The following is a 19,677-nucleotide window of genomic DNA, read 5'->3' on the forward strand; positions in this document are numbered from 1 at the left end:
GCACGGTAAGGCCGGGGCTTTGCTCCCGGATGGCGCCGATCAGCGCCCAGAACTGGCGGCGCGATAGCGGGTCAACGCCGGTGGTCGGCTCGTCCAGCACCAGCAGTTTGGGGTCGTGGATCAGGGCACAGCAGAGGCCCAGCTTCTGCTTCATGCCGCCCGACAGCTTGCCCATCAGCCGGTCCGCAAAAGGCGACAGCCCCGTGGCTGCGAGGAGCGATGCAATCCGCGCCTCGCGCTCTGCCGCGCCCTGGCCGAACAGACGCGAGAAGAATTCGAGGTTTTCACGCACGGACAGTTCGGGATAAAGGTTGCGGCCCAGCCCCTGCGGCATGAAGGCAATGGCGGGGCAGATGCGGTGGCGGTGCGCGGCATTGCCGATGGGGCTGCCGAGGACATCTATGGTGCCTGCCTGCAGCTTCTTTACACCGGTGATCAGGCCCAGAAGAGTCGACTTGCCGACCCCGTCCGGGCCGATGAAGCCCACCAGCCGGCCCGGCGGCAGGTCCAGCGACAGCGCGTCCAGCGCAATGTGCTTGAGGTAGCGGTGAGTGACGCCCGCGACGCGTATGCCGGCCTTGCCTGCGGCGGCACTCATTCGAACAGCTCAGGCGGGATGCGCCGCTCCAGCGGTTCGGGCCACTCACGGGCCGGGTCGAGCCGGATCACGGCGATGCCGCGCAGGCCGGTTTTCACATGTTCGATCCGCGCGGCCACCAGATCCTGCGGGATGCGGACGCGGACGCGGAACACCAGCTGTTCGCGCTCGCTGAGCGTTTCCACCTGCTTGGGCGTGAACTGGGCCTCTGGCGAGACAAAAGTGACGGTGGCGGGAATGGCGTAATCGGGCAGGGCGTCCAGCACGATGCGGGCCTCGGCCCCGATCGGCAGAAGCCCGGCCTCGCGGGCGGGCAGGAACACCTCCATATAGATGTTTTCCAGGCTCAGGAGCGTCATGATCGGGCCGCCGGCGCCGACCACCTCACCCGGTTCCGCGAGCCGGTACAAGACGCGGCCCGGCACCGGCGCGGTGAGGGTGCTGTCCTCGATCTGCGCGGCGATCCGCCGGACCTCTGCCTCAGCCGCCGCAATCCCGGCGTCCGCTGTGGCCACCCGCGCCTTGGCCGCGCCCAGCACCGCCTCGGCGACCTGATGGGCGGTGTCGCGTTCTTCAAACAGGGTTTCGGAAATGTTGTGCCCGGCCAGGAGGGCGGTGGCGCGGTCCAGCTCATGCTCCGCGCGGCGGTGCTCGCTCTGGCGCTGGACAACCAGCGCTTCCGCCTCGGTCTTGGTTTGGCGCGCCAGCGCAGCTTCGGCCCTGGCCCGGTCATGCGCCGCCGACAGCTCATCGGTGTCCATTTTCACCAGGATGCCGCCGGATGCCACCAGGCTGCCCTCGGCGGCCAGCACCTTGGCCACACGGCCCGCCCGTGCGGGGGCGATCTCAACCTGTTCAGCCTCGATCCGGCCGTTGCCCTGGACAAAGCCATCGGGCAGGCCCGCGCCGTTGTCCGCGACAAACAGATAGGCAGCGGCGGCCGCCAGCAGAACGGCCGCAGCGGCCAGCAGCGCACCGGCAGTTTTGGTCATGGCAGCACCCTCCGTCCCGTTGCAGCACCTGCGGAGCCTAGACGGGTTCCAGTAAGGCTGCCTTGCTCTGTGTCAATCCTGCGCCACGCGATTGCCGCTATCATAACATCATCTGCGGCGGGCACCGGGTTCGGGCAGCGCGGCGCAGAGGGTCCGGAGCAAAGGAGAAAAGCAATGCTGATGCGGCTGGCAGCAACACTTGCACTTGCGGCAGGCCCGGCCTGGGCGCAGAGCCATGGCGTGGAGGAGGGGCGGGACCTGTTCCTGTTTTTCTGTGCCGAATGCCATGGCAAGGGCGCGGCGAGCCAGGGGCCGATGGCGGAAATGATGGCCTTGCAGCCGCCAGACCTCAGACAGTTGGCCGCACGCAACGGCGGCGCATTCCCCATTGAGGCCGTAGCCAAGCAGATTGACGGCCGCCAGCCAGTTGCCGCCCATGGTGATATGCCGGTGTTCGGCCCCTCGCTGGACGAGGACCAGTATGTTGCCTTGGCGCTGCCCAGCGGCCAGCCGATGATGGTGCCCCGGCCGCTGAGCAATTTGATCAATTACCTGCAGTCGGTGCAAAACCATCCGACAGATACCGATTGACAGCCCCGCTGCTGCCCTTTGTTAATGCCGAATTCTCAATCTGCGGCACCAGGAGGCCTCATCGGCAGATCAACAGTTACCCGTTCATAGGAGGTGAAAATGTTTCAAAAGATAGTCGTTGGGCTGGATGGTTCCGAAGCCGCGGAAAACGCACTGCGAATGGCGTGTGATTTGGCTCAAAAATACGGTTCAGACGTTCACCTTGTGCATACGCCGCAACCTCAGACGGTTGCTTTCGCACTGGGGGCTGTCGCGGGTTATCACGCGGCCACGACAATGCCATCGGCAGAGGAAGTGCAGACCTCCGGAGAGAAGATCCTCAGCGCGGGACGCGCTGTTGCGGAATCCTGCAATCAAGTCATTGCTGAAACGCATCTGGAAGCCGGTGAACCGGCCGACAATATTATCAACTGTGCAAATGCTTGCGGTGCTGATCTGATTGTTACAGGCCGCCGCGGATTGGGGTCACTTGGCGCTTTTGTCCAAGGAAGCACAACCCAGCGCGTCAATCACAAGGCGGAATGCGCCTGTTTGTCGGCAGTCTAGGGTTAAAGGAAAGCCCCATCGGTTCAGTCTGCAGCAGCGGCAGCCCGGCTTGCCCTGCAATGGCCCCTTCGCTCCGGCTAAATTACATAATTTCGCTTACGCGTTTTTCAGTGCGCCTATGGCCCCTTTAAAATGTGGGCAAAAACGGGCCTAGTAAATCCAACTTATCAAAAATCCAATTTTGCTAATTAAATCCGTGCCTTGAGGTGATTTTCAGCTTGCTGCGTCATGTGTGGAACAAATCTGAGGCCTCCGGGCCGAAACCGGCGTTCCAAGGCACCCGGTAAGCCATTAAACTGACTGGCTTTCCCGCCTGCGGAACGCACCGCGGCGGCGGTTTTCCTTCCTGAGTTATGCTGCTTCCCCGCTTTTCCTGGCCGCTTCCCGGGAAACTGCGCGGAATTTTTCCTGAAGCAGAGAAGGAAGACAGCCATGCGTAAATCCGCTCTGAACACCGCCAATGCCCGTCCCGCTTCCCAACGGTCAGAGACCGTTCATTGGGACACTGAGGTTCCCAGACTTGGCCTCCGGCAGCGCGGCGCTACAAGCTCCTGGATCGTGCAGTGGCGTGCCGATGGCAGGACCCGGAAGCAGACACTCGGGCGGGCCGATGCGATCCCCCTGCCCCAGGCCCGGGAGCTGGCCCGCGCTCTGCTCGATGGCACGGAAACAGGTAGCGCTCCGGACGCCGCCCCGACGGTGGCCGCCTTCAGCCGCCGCTATCTCAAGGATCTCGCCCCGCGCTGGAAACCGGCCACGCATCGCGCCCACGCGCACGACGTCGAGCACCTCATCCTCCCCTATCTGGGCAGCAAGCGGCTTAATCAGGTTACAAGGCCAGATTTGATTTCCTGAAAAGACAGACTGCCCGGCAGTGCCGCCAGCGGCAACCGCGCACTCGCCGTACTATCCGGCATGATGCGCCACGCGGAACTGCTTGGCTTGCAGCCGCCCGGCAGCAACCCTTGCAAGGGGCTGAGGCGCCGGAAGACAAGCTTCACGGCCACTTACCTCTCCGAGGCACAGTGGGCGCGGCTGGGAACTGCCTTGCGGCGGCTGGAGGAAACCCACCCGCTTGAGGCGGGCTGCTTCCGCTTTCTCGCCCTCACCGGCTGCCGCAAGGGGGAAGCGCTTGCCCTGCGGTGGGACATGATCGACGGGCCGCGCTGTGCCCTGCCGGATTCCAAGTCCGGACCGCGCGCGATCTGGCTCGGGCGTGCCGCAAAACGGGTTCTGGCCTCCTTTCCGAGTAGCAACCTATACGTGTTCGGTGAGGGTCAAGACCCAATGCCGGATCACCGGATCGACAGGGCCTGGCGCAAGGTGCGGGAAAGCGCGAAGCTAGGGCAAGTCCGCTTGCACGATCTGCGCCACAGCTTTGCGTCGGTGGGGATCAATGCCGGGCTGGATCTGCGCGTGATCGGCGGATTGCTGGGCCATTCCGATCTCGCAACCACCGAAGGCTATGCACATTTGGAGGACCGTACCATCAAGGCTGCAAGCCAGCGCGTTGGCACCCATCTGGAAAAGATCGTCATGGCTCCGGCCTCGGGGCGCGGGGCGGGCCGTTCGCTTTACCAGCGCTTCTGCAGATCGTCCCTCTCCATCGACGCCTTCTGCTCTAAAAACGGGATCGATCCTGCCACCTTCCGGAAAGGGCTGGTCACCTGGCGGTCGGCGAACCGGAGCCGGAGGGCAGGCGCATGAAGACCGTCACCCTTCTCACCCCGCTGATCCTGTCGTCCCTTAAGCCGCGCAAGAAGGAATACGTGCTGCACGACGCGCAATGCGAAGGCCTGGCCCTGCGTGTCCAGCCGGGCGGCGCCAAGTCCTGGGTCTGCTGGAAACGGGACGCCGGCAAAACCCGGCGCGTCACCCTGGGCCGCTTTGAGGACATGGATCCCAATGCGGCACGTGAAGCCTTCCACGGGCACATGGGCAACAGCCAGCGCACCACTGCCCCGCTCCAGCGCAACACACTCAAGTTTGCGGCGCTCTGCACCGCCTTCCTGAACGCCAAACGCGGGGTCTATGCCGTCTCCACGCTTTCCTCTTTGGGGTACTATCTGGACACACAGCTTCTGCCCGCCTTTGGCCCACGGAAGATTGCACGGATTACAACACCGGAGATAGCGGACTGGTTCTATGCCTATTCCCGCTCCCGGCCGGGCGGGGCCAACCAGGCGCTTGGTCACTTTACGACAATTCTGAATTGGGGTCTGGAAGCAGGCCATCTTCCGGCAGGCTTGCCCAATCCGGCTGCGCCTCTGCGTTGCAACCGGCGCATGGCGCGCGGGCGCATGCTGAGCAGTGACCAGCTCCGGCGGCTGGCGGCCGTGCTGGACTCCGCAACGGCCAGACAGCGGGACGCTGCGGACGCAATCTGGCTGATGCTGCTGACAGGCTGCCGCTCCGGCGAGTGAACTTCGTTCCTGTTCCCGGACACCGGGGTAAATTACCCCTGTCCAGGAAAGGAGCATGGAATGGGACAATCGAGACGAACGTTCACAGATGAATTCAAAGCCGCAGCTGTTGGTCGGCTTTATAAGCCTGGTGCCACACAAACCGGCGTGGCCAGGGAACTGGGTGTGACGAGTTCCCAGCTGAAGACCTGGCGCTTGGAGATCGAAGCGGCAGGATCGATGGCGGCACTGCGCAGGCAACAGGCGGATGCGGCGGAACTGGATCGTCTGCGGAAGGAAAACAAACGCTTGAAGCTGGAAAATGAGATCCTCGAGAAAGCTTCCGCTTTTTTTGCCTCAAGGGCAGCGAAGACATGAACGCGAAACGTGCTTTCGTCGCTGCCCACAAGACTGTTTACCCGATCACTCAGCTCTGTCGCCTTGTTGGTGTTGCGCGCAGCTGGTTTTATGGCTTTGTCCAGTCACAACCTGCCCGAGATCAGCGGCAAAAGCTGCGTACCGACCGGGACGCCGAGTTGCTTCCAAAGATTAAAGAGGCGTTTTCTCAAAGCAAAAAACGGTATGGTTCAAAGCGGGTCCACCAGGATCTGAAAGCCGATGGCGAGGACGTTTCGGAGCGGCGCGTGGCCAGAATAATGCGGGAAAACAATGTCACGCCGCACCTGTGCAAGCACCGAAAGCCGCGCACCACAGACAGCAATCACAGCCTCAAACCGTCGCCAAATCTGCTGGAACAACGGTTCGATTGTACAACCCCGAACCGGGTTTGGCTCGCTGACATTACTTACGTCGATACGGATGAAGGATGGCTCTATGTCGCCGCCCTCAAAGACATGGCCACGCGCGAGATTGTCGGTTGGGCAATGGACGATCATCTGCGATCCGAACTGTGCTGTGATGCCCTGAACATGGCTCTGGGGCGCCGTGGACCGGTTCCAGGGCTCATTCATCATTCAGATCGCGGCGTGCAATACGCAGGCGGAGAATACCGCAAACTGCTCGGGGCGGCACACATCACGCAATCCATGAGCCGAACCGGCGAATGCCTGGAGTTCAAGCTGGTCCGCGCCAGCGGATCAAATGGTCTGGGGGACCATTTGAAGGCGCAGAACGCTCCAATGGAAAGTTTCTTCGCATCACTGAAAAAGGAACTGGTTCATCGGGAGCGCTTCAAAACGCGCGTCCAGGCAAAGGCGGCGATCTTCGAATACATTGAGGTCTTCTACAATCGCCAGCGACGTCATTCCGCCATCGGCTACCAAACCCCCGCGCAAGCATACGAAACCATGACTTGGAAAAGCGCAGCGTAGGGTCAATAATCAAACTGTCCGGAAATCGGGACGAACTCCAGAGATCCTGCGGTTGAGGTGGGATGAGGTCCGGAAAGACAAGCTTGCCCTCCGGCGCACCAAGACGGGACCGCGCGAGGTCAATCTGAGCGATGCTGCTATCCAGTACCTCGACCGGTTGCGTAAACAGCGCCGGTCCAGTTACGTGTTCCCGGCTCAGCGGACCAAGAAGCCGCATCGCACATCCATCGATCACGCCTGGCAAACCTTCAAACATCTGGCCGGTTTGCCCGACGGAATCCGGCTGCACGATCTCCGCCACACCTACGCCTCCCATGCGATCATGTCAGGGGAAACCTTGCACATGACTGGCAAGCTGCTCGGCCACAGGTCGCCGGATAGCACCGAACGATACGCCCATCTCGATGCAAGTTACCTGGCCAAGGCTGCAGACAAATTGGCCAGGAAAGTCGACGGGCTATTAGGCGGTTAGAAGTGCGAAACATGTAGCTCAGGCGCGTTGGTAAACGAGCGCCAAGGCTACATGCTTCGGACGTGCAACAGATAGGCCCTCCGCCAAACGGACTCGTGCCGCGCCGGACACCAAGGCCCGTAAAGCTGCAAGAAGTGTGCTTTACGAAGCCATGTTGGTTGCTCCAAGCCAATTGGTAAAGTCGGCCCATTGCTGTCGATCGTCCGACTGGTCATCGCTGCGGCGCAGCTTCACCGAATAGGCCTTTCGTGGCATCGTGCAACATCATCCGATAGGCCAAAGACTGCGGTGCGGACCGAGCTACATCCTTGTGCGGCGCAACAAATGGTGGCCGTAACCAATTGTCTACTGTAGTGATCTCGAGGCAGGCAACCACAAGGCTGCGTCCCAAGTCGTACTTCCGAAGGCACGCACAGAGGAAATGGTGTGAGTTCGTTTGATGATCTACCCAAACGCGATCGCAACCACGCCTTGGAAGATGAAGCGGAAGCGGCTTTTCAGGCGCTGATCGCGCGGTGCAGCGACTTTGTCTACCAAGGGGGAGACCGCAAGGACTACGGAACCGATTGCCAAATCGAGGTTGTCATCGATGGTCATACCACAAATGTCCGCGTGCATGTCCAGCTGAAGGGTACTGAGCGTGCCTTCAATGCCGATAGTTCGCTCAGCATCTGTGTTGACCGCACTAATCTCAATTATCTGATTGCGCAGCCGTACAGCTTCTATGTAGCGTATCATGCGCCGACGAAGTCGCTTCGCGTCAGCTTCGTCGAAACGGTACTGCGCCACTATGAGCATAGCGGCAAGAACTGGGCCGAACAGCATACCCTGACGATCACATTCACTGATGAGCTTACTGTGGAAGGGCTCGCACGGCTGGCGAAGCTTGCACGCTCAGGCTCGCGAATCTCGCGAGACCGTAGGATCGCGCAAACGACTGCACCCTTCGAGGCAATACCTAACCTGCTTCGTGCCGCCAAGCCCGAGCTCCATGTACCAGAAGACCCAGTTCTTGCACGGCAGTTGGCAGAACAACTCTATGACCGCGGTGCGGACTCAGTCCTGAGCGCTTCGTTTGATCAGTTCCGTGCCGTGCTTGGCGCGGATCATGACGCCATGGGCTTCTGCTACATGGCAGAGATCAATCTCGGAATGGGATTTCAGGCCCCCGAAAAGGAGCGGATCGAGGCCGCCGTTGTGCACTTCAGGTCGATGCTCGAGACGGGCTGCTATCAGGTTGGCAGCCTATACTATACCATCGGCAACGGATTCTCGGCGCTAGGCCGCGACGATGAGGCCAAGACCCTTTATATGGCTGCGCTCAATGATCGCGATTTCTTCGAGATGCCTGAAATGGCCGCCCAGTGCTTTAAGAATCTCGGCACAAGCTTCGAGCGGCTTGGGAAGGAAGACATTGCGGCGGAGCACTATCGCGAAGCTCTGCGATTGAGCCCAAACCTGCCTGAAGCTCACAACGCCCTCGCGCACTATCATCATCGCAATGGTCGATACGAAGAGGCGCTCGAATGTTTCGACCGAGTCGTCTTCACGGAACGGCAAATCGGCCGAGCCTCGGCCGTTTCTGGCTGGCGCGCGAACGTCTTGTTCAGTCTCGGCGATGGCCGGGCGGCCTTTCGAGAGATCAACAGATTGCTGAGCGAGGCAGATACCGCGCCTTGGATATGGCCTTGGTGCGCGCGTCAGATTGCCGCTTTCGGACGCGTGTCTATTCAGAATGCACGCCTGGCGCAGTCCTTCTGGGATCGATGTATAGCGGAGCACCCAGAATTTGGTCGCGCGCGAGCAGAACGGCTTCTGACAAGTTTCTACCTGCGCCAGCAAGGCGATGATATCGGGTCTTATGCCGAGTTTCGATCGGTGTTCGAACAGCATATTGCGCAGGTGGATGCCGAGGATGCCGCTTTGTCCTGGGACCGTCTCGGTCATTGGGCCCAGGACGAAGAAAACTGGGAATAGGCTGAGCGCTGCTACCGCAAAGCCTATGAACTGCAGGGCGGCCACTATGGCTATTGCCTTGGCACGGCACTCAATTTCCTCGGTCGCTACGAAGAAAGTCGTCCGATCCTCATCGAGCAGGCGGAGCGCCTCCAACCAGATGCCATGAGCTGGTTCCAACTGGGCGAAGCGAACAGTAATAGCGACCGATCGGCCGACGCGATTGCGGCCTACGAGAAGGCGATCGCGCTCGATCCTCATTACGACCTCGCCATGTTCAACCTTGGCGGCGTTCATTGGAACAACGGCGATCTCATTGAAGCTGCGCGGGTTTGGCGGCAGGCTATCGAAAAATTTCCTGATCATACCCTCGCTGAGGAAGTCCGAAAAATATTACCCCTGCTCATGCCATGACAGCTAGCAGCCTCTTTCCGGACAGTAGTCTTGGCCGCGGCCTCGACCAGGACGGCCCTAGCGGTCATCCATCAAACTGTCACCTACGGCAGTGCGGCTTCCCCAAACCGGTCGTTGGTGTACATTGCAGCATTTCAGAAGCAGAAGCAGGACGAAACTGCCTTTGCCACAATGCAGCCTGGGCTATGGGCCGTATGCGGTAAAACATTTTGCAAGAGTGCGACACTTTTGATTGACGTCGGCAAAGGAGAAATTCAACTTACCATACATTAACCTACCATCTAGGATTGAATATGGTCTGAGCATCTGGTCAAAGAGTGAAAATCCTCAAATTGGTGCAGGATGATCAAAATGGTCGAAAAAAGATCAAAGTTAGTTCGCATGTTCGTTCGAAACATTGGCTGCATTGGGCCCGATGGCGTTAGTGTCGCGCTCGACGATGTTGTTTGCGTTGTTGGGCGCAACAATTCCGGGAAATCAACCCTCCTCCGGGCATACGAGCTTGCTCAGGGTAGCGAGAAGTTCGATTGGGTCCGCGACCGTTGCGCGCAAGCTCCGGAAGATCAACCTTCCGAGGTGATCCTCGAAATCCATATTCCCGAAGGCATCGGCAATATTGGCGAAGAATGGAAGGAAGAACGAGGAGACCTGCGCATCCTAACCAGCCGCTGGCAATGGCGGCCGGAACAAGTCGAGGACGGCAAGGTCTCCCCGCTTCGGCAGACTCGCAAACCCAGTCAAGCCGAAGAGGAAAATGGGGGCTACGCCGAAGACGGCAAAGCTGGCGGCGCCGACAACGTCTTCAGGTCTCGCCTGCCGCAGCCGGTTCGAATTGGTTCGCGCGGAGACCCTGCTGAGGCCGAGAAGGCACTTATGAAGCTGGTTCTCGAACCAGTTGGCACTGCCCTATCGAATGCCGCTGCAGATGCCGACTCCGCTCTTTCTCATGCAATGACACAGCTCGCCGAAGGCGTCACAGGGATCGTGCAAGAACAGGAGTCTCAATTTTGCGAAGCGGTTTCGCAAATCGAACAAGGCTTTACAGGTGTGTTTCCTGATTTATCGGTTACGCTGGACGTTAAGGCTGCGCCACCGAAATTTGACGCGGCCAAACTTATCGCTGACGGCTCGGGCCTACGCGTCACTGACAATGGGGCAGAAGTTCAATTGTCTCAACAAGGTGCAGGCGCGCAGAGAGCGCTATTCTGGACCATGCTGCAGGTTCGCAATCGCCTCGTCAGCGACAAAAAACTCCGCGAAGATACGATCAAGTCGCTGAAGAAAGATCTGACGAAAGCAAAGAAAGACCCACAGAAAACGCAGGAGATCCAAGCTCAGATCGAATCAATCACGGCTGGTGGCGCTTTGCCCAACGACACCGAGGATCCAGCCTTGCCCGGATATATCTTGCTGATCGATGAGCCGGAAAACGCCCTTCATCCGCTCGCGGCTCGCGCGGCACAGCGGCAGCTATATGAACTTGCCGGTCAGTCAGAGTGGCAAGTTATGATGACCACACATTCTCCGCTCTTCGTCAATCCGGCTATGGACCATACCACGATTTTGCGGCTCGAACGCGAAGGTACAGGTGACATTGTTGGGCCCAAAACCTTTCGCACCGACGAGGCTGGGTTCACTGGCGGTGAAAAGGAAACCTTGAAAGCAATCCAGGAGATGGATCCGACGTTCTGCGAGGTTTTCTTCGGCACGTATCCGATCGTAGTCGAGGGCGACACCGAACATGCTGCCTTCATCGCAGCTGTGGTCGAAGCGGGGCACGAGCTTATCGATCAGGTCACAATCATTAAAGCGCGCGGAAAGCCGCAAATACGCGCCGTCATGAAGATGCTCATCCACTTCCGCAAAGATTTCGGGGTGCTGCATGACTGCGACTGGCCACACGGCACGACCGTAAACGAGCAAGGGAAGCTCAAGAAATCTCCCTCTTGGGCGCACAACACGGAAATCCGCAAGCTTGTTCACGAGGCAAGATCGCTCGAAATCCGTGTAGCGCACGAGGTGAGTATACCAGATTTTGAACGGCGCATTGGCTTGCCGCTCGGAACCAGCGGCAAGCCATTCGAGGCCTATCTTGCAATCAAGCAGAACGAAGGACTCAAAAAGGAGGTGCAGGCACTATTGCAGTGTCTTAGGGAACCCGCGTGTTATGAGACAGGACAAGTTCAGAAATGCGACGCCGACGCTTTTGTCACTAGCCTCTTAGAGCAGCTCCGCGAAAGGTCTGCCGCGCAAAATTGGGAGGACGCCTTCCGTCTCGGAGATTGAACCAAGGCTTCGAAGAGTGCAGCATATTCGTTGGGTACCTTACTGATCAGCCTCAACCTGAGTGGTTTTTTAGCCAGATCATGCCATCAAAGGCTCCGAGCTTCGCCTTTTCTTGAGTGCTGTAGAGGCGGCGGGCCTGTGTTGCTGCCCCACTGTCAAGGTGGGTGATCGTTCCGCTCCACCCACCAGATTTCAGGAAGACCACAATGTGGAACCCATCCGTTTTGAGATAGTGATTCCCACTTTGCGAGACCTTCCACTTTCGGGTCAACCAGCGCCCTCGCCGTTGCGCCAGGTTCTTGCTGTCAGTTTCCCGTTTTGACGCGGCCGCGTAGTCTTCCTCCATCTTGCCGGCACAAACACAACCGCACTCGAGAATGTGGGGATAGTCAGGGTGCTGCATCTGGTGAACATACCGGATGTCCTGGCTTTCGCACATTTCACATTGGGTGGCGGGTTCACCGAGATCCTCAAATCCGATGCAGGTCCAGCCTTTTTGGGGAACACCTTGTAGCGACCACTTTCCAAACGATGACATTTCAAACCCCTTGGCCATTAGACACAGGCCGTTTAATCAGATAACCGCGCGCCAATTTCTGTTTGATCAGATCGGAAAGGGCAGATTCAGCCTCGGATTCTGTCGCGTACCAATCATGGCGATGCCGCCCCCAAGTCCCAAAGCGACCCCACTGCCGATGGACGCCGTGTTGGCCGAAGAGGTCTTTGGTCAGCTCCAAGGAATAGAACCGGTTCATATTGAGGGAGGGATCAATACGGCGCATATCAATTTGCATCGATCTCCTCCTCGCTCATCGGAACATAGTCGATAGAGACCCGTTCAAGACGAGGTTCCTTTTGCTCAAGACCCCATCGGCGTTCCGTGTAGAACTCAAGTGCTTTCCGGGTTCTGGCCTCAAGCACATCTGAGGTGAACCCAAACTCAATGCGGACCACGCGTTGCTGCGCCTCAGTCAATCTTGAATGCGGTTTGAGTTTCAGGATGGCCCAGGTGAACCAATCGTCATCTCGGGGCACCGTCTCGGCTGGCTTGGTTTTTGCGAAAGACTGATCAGGGTCTATGCGAGCAGGATGGAAGTCACGGAAACCCTCACGTTCAAAACACCAGGCTCGTACGTGAAGCCTAACGCCATCGGAAGCGAACCGAACAGGTGCAATCCAGCGAGTCATCGGTTCTGGATCTCGCATCGATTGATAAACGATCCTCGTCGCCTCTTTGGCCCTGAAGGAACGGTAGAGCGGCCGTAAGACACGCAGGTCCTGAGTGCGTTGCAAATCTGGCAATCTATCGAATGCGGGAGATGGTGCGTCGGCCAAGAGTTGCTCCAGCTCTATCGAGGACGCCTTGCCACTGAGCCGTTCAAAGCTGTCATGGGCAAGGTATTGGCGCGACGACGCATCATAGTGCAGTGCGTCTTTTGGCGCTTCGGCGAGGTAAGTCCGAAAATCGAGAGCGGCCTGCGCATTCGAAATACCAAAACGCTTGATCAAGGAGGCACGAGTCGCTGCACCGTCCCAGAAAAACAGTCTGTCAAGGTATTCCAAGCGCGCCCGCTGGGCATGTTTGAGGTCTTCGAAGGGCATGGGGGAAGGATATCTTGACTCCCCGTCATTGTCCATATAGTTTTTACATGTGCAATAATTGACGGTGTGACATGAGAATACTTCATACTGCAGATCTGCACCTGGGGCGTCAGTTCATGGGGTTGAGCCTCGAGGAGGATCATGAAGTCGTCCTAGGCCAGATTCTCGAGACGCTCTTGGTCGAACGGGTCGATGTTCTTGTGATCGCTGGGGACGTTTTTGACCGTGCCTCACCGCCCAACTCATCTATCCGGCAGTTCAATCGCTTCCTTAAGCGTGTGACAGAAGAGACCGAAGCCGAGGTCGTGATGATCTCGGGAAACCACGATTCCGGTGACCGGATCGAGGCAATGTCTGTCTTCTCCACAGCGTCGAGGGTGCTGGTGCGCGGAATCGCCGACGCGGTCGAAACTCCGCTTGTGCTGAGTGACGAGCATGGCGAGATCGCCTTTTCCGCGCTGCCCTTTTCTTATGAATATGCCGCGCGGGAAGTGTTCGAGGATGAGGGTATCAGCACGCCAGCAGATGTTATCGCGGCCCAGATCTCCGCAGCGAGGGGTCAGGTGCCCGAAGGAGCGCGTTGGGTCGTAGTGGCACATGCCTTCGTTGCGGGCGGCGCGGTCGGTGAGACCGAGCGCGCTCTGACACGGGTCGGCGGCATCGAAACTGTGCCCTCTGATGTCTTCGACGGGGCGGATTATGTGGCACTGGGGCATTTGCACAAGCCGCAGGAAGTAGGCGTGAGCCATATTCGGTATTCCGGCGCACCGCTTGCGTTCGGTTTCGACGAGGCGGGAAGCGAAAAATCCATGACTGTCGTCGATCTCAAAGCTGAAGGAGTCGAGATCCGTACCGTAGCTTTCCGTCCGATCCGGCAAGTGCGCTCGCTGACCGGGGCATTCTCGGATCTTCTGGCAGGAACACCGTCTGAAGACTTCATCCAGGCCAATCTGACGGATGAAAACCCTCTGATAGATCCGATGAAGCGGTTGCGCGCGACCTACCCCAATGCCTGCCATCTGGCCTACGAACGACAGGGTCGCGCCCCAGAGACCAAAATGCTTAGCGGTGGGCGAGCAGCGGTCACGCCGATAGATATGGTCGGCGACTTCATGAAGGTTGTGCGCGGCCGGGAGCCAAATACCGCCGAAGTAGCGATCGTCGCGGACAAACTGCACGCAGCAGCCTCCGGGGAGGAGCAGGTATGAGACCCATTCGCCTATCGCTTCAGGCCTTCGGGCCGTTCGCGACAACCGAGGTGGTGGATTTCCGCTCCGCGCTGGAGACAGGGCTGTTCGGAATCTACGGCCAGACAGGGGCTGGGAAGTCGACGTTGTTTTCGGCGATGTCTTTCGCGCTTTTCGGGGCACCAACCAAGACCGATCAGGAACCACGCTCGCTGCGTTCAGATTACTCTGCGCCGGATCTACCCACTGAAGTCGAATTTGTCTTTGAATTGGGTGCCAAGACCTACCTGATCCGTCGTCGTCCGGCGCAAGAGCGTCCGAAGGCGCGCGGCGAAGGGATGACAGAAGACGGGGCGGAAGCGTCGCTATTCGACGTCACCGGAATCCCGGTGGACACACTTGGCCCGAGTCAGTCTGGCCGCGTCATTGCTGAAAAGAAGGTCTCGGTCGTGGGTCAACAGGTCGAGGCGCTGCTGGGCTACGGGGCAGATCAGTTTCGACAGATCGTGCTCTTGCCGCAAGGCAAGTTCGAAACGTTCCTTGCCGCAAAAACTGATGCGCGGGTCGAGATATTGCGCGATCTCTTCGACGTGAAGATCTATCGCGATCTCGCCGCCCGGCTGAAGGAAGAAGCCTCAGAGGCAGAACGAGCGTTGTGCGACCAGCGTGCACTCTATGTAGCCCGGCTTGAGGAACGCGGCTTCGAGAGCGCCGAGGCACTGGAACTAGGAATTTCTGCGGCGGAAGCCAAGGTAGCAGAGAAGCAGGGAATTCAGCAGATCGCAGAGGCGGCGAACGAAGCCGCGCGCAAGGCTCTGACCGAAGGCGAACAGATCGAAAGGGCTTTTGCTGCCGTCGACACGGCGCGGCAGGCGCTTGACGGCCTCGAAGCGAAAATGGATGAGGTCGATGCTCTGGCCAGGCGGGTTGAGGCTGTCAGCAATGCCTTGCAAGCCCGTGATCTTGAGACGGCTTGGCACAATGCGGAGCACGACGGGCGACTCGCGGTGGATGCCGTTTCCAACGCGGAAGCGGAGCACAATAGCGCCAATGGGGCGAAGGAAGAAGCAGCGCAAAAACTGGTCGAGGTGCAGTCTGACGAGGAGCGACGAAAGCAGGTTCAGGCCGACCTGACAAAGTTGGAGGCGATCGAGAGCCAGGTCAGGCAAGCAGCGGAGCTACAGAAAGCGCTTGATAAGGCTGCGCAGGAGGAAGTCTCGGCGAAGAAGGCGCTGACCGAGGCCGTAGAGGCCCGCGAAAGGCTCCGGTCTCAACGTGATGCGACCGATCTGACGCTTGAACAAGCCCGAAAGACCGAAGCGGTGCGAGGCACGCTGACCGGTGAGCTGGCCGAGGTCAACCGCGAAAGGGTCAAGGCAGCAGCGCATGCAAAGGCGCAGGGCGCTGTCGTGGATGCCGAACGAAAGGTCGAAGCGGCATCGAGCGAGTTGGCGACTAAGACCGATGCGGCACAGGCAGCCGAGGCGACCCTGATTGATGCCGAGGCACGGCTTTCCCGCACGCAGGCGATCATTCTGGCCGAAAAGTTGACCGAAGGAGCGCCCTGCCCTGTCTGTGGTTCTCACGATCATCCTGCGCCGGCCCATGGCGCGCCCGAGCAATCTGGTTTGACCGAAGCGTTTCGCAACGCGCAGGCTGAGGCGAGAACTGCAGCCGAGGCTCGGGTTCGGACGGAAACCGAACTCGGCAATTGCCGAACGTGGCTGGATGAAAAGAAGCGGGCGCTGGACGAACAGGAACGGCCCGAGCGTACGATGGCGGAAATCGAAGCTGAAATCACTCGGCTGGATGGCGCCATCGCCACGCTTGGAGAAGCCGTTGACCTTGACGCGATGTCGGAGCATTTGGCCGATCTCAAGCGGAAAGTGACCGAGGCCGAAGCTGCCGAGGCTACGGCGCGCACTGCTTCAGGACAGGCTGAGGCCACTCTTGTTGGGGCGCGTGCCAAGCGCGATACAGTGGTTGAGTCCCTGCCAGAAAGTCTGCGCATGCCTGAGGCGGTTGTCGCACGACGGGAGGCTTTGCAACGCGAGCAAAGGCAACTCTCCGAAGCGCTGGAACTGGCGACGCAGAAAGACCGAGCGGCCAGCGAAGCGCATACCCGTGCGCAAGAGCAGCTCGAAGCAGCGAAGCGGGTGCGCGACGCGCAGGCGCAGCGCGTGGAAAAGGCGCATGGTGATTTTGGCGCTCGGCTGGCCGATGTCGGGCTGGACAAAGCAGGATATGAGGCTTGCAAAGCGCATTTCCCGACCCTCGACGCCGACCGTAAGACGGTTTCCGATCATCGTGAGGGCCTGATCGCGGCGCGCACGACATGGCAGAACGCTACGGCCGCTTGTGTGGATCGCGAGCGCCCGGACCTCGCCCCGCTTCAGCTGGCACTCGACAACGCTACCCAGGAATTGAACACCGCCAACGATGGGCTCTCCTCGTCCAGAACAGATGTATCGTCCCTGACCAACTTCAAGAAATCGCTGGCCAAAGCCTTGGCCGAAACCGAGCGGCTTGAATCCGAAACCGGTCCGCTTCGGGGGCTGGCCGATCTGGCCAATGGCAAGAACGATTTCAAGATGACGCTCGAGACCTTCGCGATTGGGGCTATGTTCGACCAGGTGCTCGAGGCGGCGAACATGAGGCTCGACCCTATGACGCGCGGGCGCTACAGGCTTGCACGCGGGCTCGAGGCATCGGGTGGGCGCGGCAAACGCGGACTCGAGATCGAGGTCTTCGACATTAACACTGGCAAAGCGCGTCCAACGGCTACCCTGTCCGGCGGCGAGACATTCATCGCGGCACTAGCCTTGGCGCTTGGGCTCGCCGATGTGGTCGAGAGCCTGTCTGGCAAAATCCGGATGGATACGATCTTCATCGACGAAGGCTTCGGTAGCCTCGACACCGAGAATGGGGCGGGCACGCTGGACCAAGTGATCCAGGTTCTTGCTGCGTTGACAGAGGGCAGTCGGGCTGTGGGTCTGATCTCGCATGTCGGGCTGGTCCAGGAGGCCATACCACTAGGCTTCTACGTACGTTCGACACCGAGCGGCAGTAGAGTTGAGGAAAGAAGGGGGCTAGGATGACGGAACGGTGGTATTACCGAAAGGCCCACAACCGCCGACTGGTGACGGGGCGAACAATCTCTGTCCGTGGCGGTTGGGTGCTGCAGAGTAGTCAAGGAAGCAGGAAGGGCGCGTCATTCAAACGGATTTGTCCAATATGCGGGGCCCCGATACTAAGTGTTGGCATGCCCAGAGGTGGGTGGGTCCACTTCGAGGGACGTAAAGGCCTGACACGGATCAAACACCCATGTTTGCATCTTGGCGACGGTTTGAGCGGCCGACGCGATGAGAATACGCCAGATCTTTTCTCTGCGCACTGAAAAGGCCGTGAGGCTTCTGGAATTTTGACCTACTCCCCTAGGAGCCCGCGTTTGTAAGTTGGTCGCCACGACACCGCAAGGCGGCGTAAATTTTAGCGAGGAAGATCAGTTTTCGCCCCTCGCTTAGCCAAGTAAGTGCAGATCGCGCAGGCCACACTGACAATCAACTCGGCCTCGGACGTATCAACCTGCTGCCCTTCCAGACCATGACGGGCATTGTTAGACGCATAGCCCCACAGCTTCTCGGCGGCCGCATCGAGAGGTTTAGGAAGATCCAATCGCTTCACAAGCTGGCCGAGTGTTGCTTTGGGATCGCCGTTTAAGTCGCGCGCGGTCGCTTCCATCGCTGCGCAAGCATGCTGGATCGCTCCTGTTCCCCTTCTCGGCCTGCCAGTGCTCATGGAAGCGCGCGACAGTTTCGCGCGCGGTTCCCAGAACCAGCTTCTCGGATAGTCCGGCGTTCGCAGCTAGGTGCGATAGCTCGTCCTTCGAGAACCCGGAGAACTTCTTGGTGTGGCTAAAGGTGAGCGCCGCCTTGTCGTCCTCTATGTAGGTAATGGTCGAGACAAAATCGTAGCACGGCGCAAGCGCCGCCTGCCTACGATCCGGATAGATCAGCGACCAGTTCTTGAGGTGCATGTCGGCATTGCCGATCAGCACATTGAAAACCAGTCGCCGGATAAACTCGGCGATGTCGTCCTCGCCGCACTCTGCGGCCAGAACCTGCGCGATGTTGCGCTGGCTTGCCTTCTCGTACTTGTCCTTGGGATAGCCGGCGAACCTCTTAATGCGACTAGCATTAGGCTTCTGGCAAACCCGGTGCGGCTCATCTCGCCACAAAATGTGCCCTCATGAACTTACACCGACGCATAACATTGCAACCAGTCGAATACATTAAATCAAATACGCGCTTCCCTCAACGAGGATAATAATTGTTCGGAAATATCCCTAAGTGGACGTGGGTATTTCGCCCAGACACCCAAAACATTTGACAAATTTGACCACTCTTGGGGGTACTTCGACTTAAAAGTCTTGCAAGAGCAGGATCTCCAATTTACAATTTATTGATGTTTCCTGCCATGGGAAAGCTGAATGATATCACTTCGTTTTTTCAATCTATGGGCGGTCCTGGGCTTGGTGGCTTGCACTATTCCCGCTTCGCAAGATTTCGAGGCGTACGAGGCGTCCTATGCTCGGGCGCGCGATGCAGGGAAGCAGGTGGTAGAAGTCTACAATCAATATGACAAGGTCAACCGAGCACGACGGACTGATAACAATACATTCGACCCGAACTTTGCAGATGTCTATGTTCCGGAGGCACTATCGCCTCTTAGCATCAAAATTGAAGCCGGTTTTGCTTCGGCAACGGTGTTCAATGAGGTTCTCGGCCGCTATGCGACCAACAATTCTCTTAGCCTGCAAACAGAAAATGTCGAAACGTTGAACGCGTCGGTGGGGTCGATCGCGGGGCTGGTTGGAGAACCTCAAATTGCCAATCAAATTAACGCTGTGGTGGAGGCTTCGCTGGCACTGGGGAACCTGTCACTAGCTCAATCCGATCGCGAAGAGTTCATTCGTTTGGTTCAAGCGCATGCCAATACGGTCGATACTTTCTTGGCAGTAGTGCGAGACGACACGAAAGCAATGTTCAGCGACGCGCGAACAGCAACAGCGTTGGGCAATGGGAGCTTCAACAAGCTGGAAGAATTTCGGCAGATGCTAGCAAGTTGGGTGCTTCTAATTGACCAGACAAGGTCAGATCTAGCTGCGTTAGAACGGGCGGTCGAGCGCGGCGACAGTGGCGCGCCAATTCTGGGGCTGTTGGCAGAATCAACCCAGCGCATTGATCGCTACGCGGCCGAAATCTCGGCCGTACGACGAAAGCTTCTGGGTGTATTCTAAC

At 58.7% G+C, this 19,677-nt stretch carries 18 protein-coding genes and 2 pseudogenes; 14 read left to right on the forward strand and 6 right to left on the reverse strand.

Going from position 1 to position 19,677, the window contains the following annotated elements; genetic code table 11:
• Positions 1-139: 139 nt before the first annotated feature.
• A pseudogene (locus tag K3555_RS24875) lies at positions 140-598 on the reverse strand (ATP-binding cassette domain-containing protein); the annotation flags it as partial.
• Complete coding sequence (locus K3555_RS22860; RefSeq protein ID WP_260008887.1) at positions 595-1,590, reverse strand: HlyD family secretion protein; 996 nt, start codon at positions 1,588-1,590, stop codon at positions 595-597. The pseudogene K3555_RS24875 and the gene K3555_RS22860, both read right to left, overlap by 4 nt.
• 174 nt (positions 1,591-1,764) lie before the next feature.
• Here K3555_RS22860 and K3555_RS22865 point away from each other — a divergent pair, with 174 nt between their 5' ends.
• The 11 genes from K3555_RS22865 to K3555_RS22915 all read left to right on the forward strand — a co-directional run bounded on the left by K3555_RS22865 (position 1,765) and on the right by K3555_RS22915 (position 11,588).
• On the forward strand, positions 1,765-2,181 hold the full coding sequence (locus K3555_RS22865; protein WP_260008889.1) for a cytochrome c: 417 nt from the start codon (positions 1,765-1,767) through the stop codon (positions 2,179-2,181).
• A gap of 99 nt (positions 2,182-2,280) precedes the next feature.
• A complete protein-coding gene (locus tag K3555_RS22870; protein ID WP_260008891.1) occupies positions 2,281-2,727 on the forward strand; it encodes a universal stress protein in 447 nt (148 codons plus the stop codon).
• A 432-nt stretch (positions 2,728-3,159) separates the two neighbouring features.
• A complete protein-coding gene (locus K3555_RS22875) occupies positions 3,160-3,582 on the forward strand; it encodes an integrase arm-type DNA-binding domain-containing protein (protein ID WP_260008893.1) in 423 nt (140 codons plus the stop codon).
• A gap of 60 nt (positions 3,583-3,642) precedes the next feature.
• A complete protein-coding gene (locus K3555_RS22880; protein WP_260008894.1) occupies positions 3,643-4,434 on the forward strand; it encodes a site-specific integrase in 792 nt (263 codons plus the stop codon).
• Positions 4,431-5,150 carry an integrase family protein gene (locus tag K3555_RS22885; RefSeq protein ID WP_260008895.1) on the forward strand — a complete coding sequence of 240 codons (720 nt, stop codon included), beginning with the start codon at positions 4,431-4,433 and terminating at the stop codon, positions 5,148-5,150. Before K3555_RS22880 ends, K3555_RS22885 begins: the two co-directional genes overlap by 4 nt.
• Before the next feature lie 60 nt (positions 5,151-5,210).
• A complete protein-coding gene (locus tag K3555_RS22890; RefSeq protein WP_024096632.1) occupies positions 5,211-5,507 on the forward strand; it encodes a transposase in 297 nt (98 codons plus the stop codon).
• The gene (locus K3555_RS22895; protein WP_260008896.1) at positions 5,504-6,460 is read left to right on the forward strand and encodes an IS3 family transposase; all 957 of its coding nucleotides are present in this window, start codon (positions 5,504-5,506) and stop codon (positions 6,458-6,460) included. Before K3555_RS22890 ends, K3555_RS22895 begins: the two co-directional genes overlap by 4 nt.
• Before the next feature lie 52 nt (positions 6,461-6,512).
• Positions 6,513-6,932 (forward strand): tyrosine-type recombinase/integrase, encoded by a 420-nt coding sequence (locus K3555_RS22900; RefSeq protein WP_260008897.1) that lies wholly within the window; start codon positions 6,513-6,515, stop codon positions 6,930-6,932.
• A 426-nt stretch (positions 6,933-7,358) separates the two neighbouring features.
• A complete protein-coding gene (locus tag K3555_RS22905; RefSeq protein WP_260008899.1) occupies positions 7,359-8,909 on the forward strand; it encodes a DUF4365 domain-containing protein in 1,551 nt (516 codons plus the stop codon).
• A 111-nt stretch (positions 8,910-9,020) separates the two neighbouring features.
• Positions 9,021-9,302, forward strand: a complete 282-nt coding sequence (locus tag K3555_RS22910; protein ID WP_260009068.1) for a tetratricopeptide repeat protein — start codon at positions 9,021-9,023, stop codon at positions 9,300-9,302.
• A 351-nt stretch (positions 9,303-9,653) separates the two neighbouring features.
• Complete coding sequence (locus tag K3555_RS22915) at positions 9,654-11,588, forward strand: ATP-dependent endonuclease (RefSeq protein ID WP_260008900.1); 1,935 nt, start codon at positions 9,654-9,656, stop codon at positions 11,586-11,588.
• Between the two features lie 52 nt (positions 11,589-11,640).
• On the opposite strand, the gene K3555_RS22920 is transcribed toward K3555_RS22915, so the two are convergent.
• From K3555_RS22920 to K3555_RS22930, 3 genes are read right to left on the reverse strand one after another with little or no spacing between them, the layout of a single operon-like run.
• Positions 11,641-12,126 (reverse strand): hypothetical protein, encoded by a 486-nt coding sequence (locus K3555_RS22920; RefSeq protein ID WP_260008901.1) that lies wholly within the window; start codon positions 12,124-12,126, stop codon positions 11,641-11,643.
• Position 12,127: 1 nt separating this feature from the next.
• Positions 12,128-12,382 carry a WGR domain-containing protein gene (locus K3555_RS22925; protein WP_260008902.1) on the reverse strand — a complete coding sequence of 85 codons (255 nt, stop codon included), beginning with the start codon at positions 12,380-12,382 and terminating at the stop codon, positions 12,128-12,130.
• Positions 12,372-13,190, reverse strand: coding sequence for a WYL domain-containing protein (locus K3555_RS22930; protein ID WP_260008904.1), 819 nt, complete (start codon positions 13,188-13,190; stop codon positions 12,372-12,374). Before K3555_RS22930 ends, K3555_RS22925 begins: the two co-directional genes overlap by 11 nt.
• A 71-nt stretch (positions 13,191-13,261) precedes the next feature.
• Between K3555_RS22930 and K3555_RS22935 the strand changes: the two genes are divergently transcribed.
• Positions 13,262-14,398 carry an exonuclease SbcCD subunit D gene (locus K3555_RS22935; protein WP_260008905.1) on the forward strand — a complete coding sequence of 379 codons (1,137 nt, stop codon included), beginning with the start codon at positions 13,262-13,264 and terminating at the stop codon, positions 14,396-14,398.
• Positions 14,395-17,475, forward strand: coding sequence for an SMC family ATPase (locus K3555_RS22940; RefSeq protein WP_260008907.1), 3,081 nt, complete (start codon positions 14,395-14,397; stop codon positions 17,473-17,475). Before K3555_RS22935 ends, K3555_RS22940 begins: the two co-directional genes overlap by 4 nt.
• A gap of 563 nt (positions 17,476-18,038) precedes the next feature.
• Here the strand turns inward: K3555_RS22940 and K3555_RS22945 are convergent.
• A pseudogene (locus tag K3555_RS22945) lies at positions 18,039-18,554 on the reverse strand (type II toxin-antitoxin system HipA family toxin); the annotation flags it as partial.
• 312 nt (positions 18,555-18,866) lie between these two features.
• On the opposite strand from K3555_RS22945, the gene K3555_RS22950 reads away from it, so the two are divergent.
• A complete protein-coding gene (locus K3555_RS22950; protein ID WP_260008909.1) occupies positions 18,867-19,676 on the forward strand; it encodes a hypothetical protein in 810 nt (269 codons plus the stop codon).
• Position 19,677 lies beyond the last annotated feature (1 nt).

Source organism: Leisingera sp. M527, assembly GCF_025141525.1.
Classification (GTDB): Bacteria; Pseudomonadota; Alphaproteobacteria; order Rhodobacterales; family Rhodobacteraceae; genus Leisingera.

Coding starts and splice junctions, on each gene's coding strand:
- K3555_RS22890 (WP_024096632.1), top strand. CDS start 5,211: ATGGGACAATCGAGACGAACGTTCACAGATGAATTCAAAGCCGCAGCT.
- K3555_RS22885 (WP_260008895.1), top strand. CDS start 4,431: ATGAAGACCGTCACCCTTCTCACCCCGCTGATCCTGTCGTCCCTTAAG.
- K3555_RS22930 (WP_260008904.1), bottom strand. CDS start 13,190: ATGCCCTTCGAAGACCTCAAACATGCCCAGCGGGCGCGCTTGGAATAC.
- K3555_RS22935 (WP_260008905.1), top strand. CDS start 13,262: ATGAGAATACTTCATACTGCAGATCTGCACCTGGGGCGTCAGTTCATG.
- K3555_RS22880 (WP_260008894.1), top strand. CDS start 3,643: ATGATGCGCCACGCGGAACTGCTTGGCTTGCAGCCGCCCGGCAGCAAC.
- K3555_RS22925 (WP_260008902.1), bottom strand. CDS start 12,382: ATGCAAATTGATATGCGCCGTATTGATCCCTCCCTCAATATGAACCGG.
- K3555_RS22895 (WP_260008896.1), top strand. CDS start 5,504: ATGAACGCGAAACGTGCTTTCGTCGCTGCCCACAAGACTGTTTACCCG.
- K3555_RS22950 (WP_260008909.1), top strand. CDS start 18,867: ATGATATCACTTCGTTTTTTCAATCTATGGGCGGTCCTGGGCTTGGTG.
- K3555_RS22875 (WP_260008893.1), top strand. CDS start 3,160: ATGCGTAAATCCGCTCTGAACACCGCCAATGCCCGTCCCGCTTCCCAA.
- K3555_RS22860 (WP_260008887.1), bottom strand. CDS start 1,590: ATGACCAAAACTGCCGGTGCGCTGCTGGCCGCTGCGGCCGTTCTGCTG.
- K3555_RS22870 (WP_260008891.1), top strand. CDS start 2,281: ATGTTTCAAAAGATAGTCGTTGGGCTGGATGGTTCCGAAGCCGCGGAA.
- K3555_RS22915 (WP_260008900.1), top strand. CDS start 9,654: ATGGTCGAAAAAAGATCAAAGTTAGTTCGCATGTTCGTTCGAAACATT.
- K3555_RS22940 (WP_260008907.1), top strand. CDS start 14,395: ATGAGACCCATTCGCCTATCGCTTCAGGCCTTCGGGCCGTTCGCGACA.
- K3555_RS22865 (WP_260008889.1), top strand. CDS start 1,765: ATGCTGATGCGGCTGGCAGCAACACTTGCACTTGCGGCAGGCCCGGCC.
- K3555_RS22920 (WP_260008901.1), bottom strand. CDS start 12,126: ATGTCATCGTTTGGAAAGTGGTCGCTACAAGGTGTTCCCCAAAAAGGC.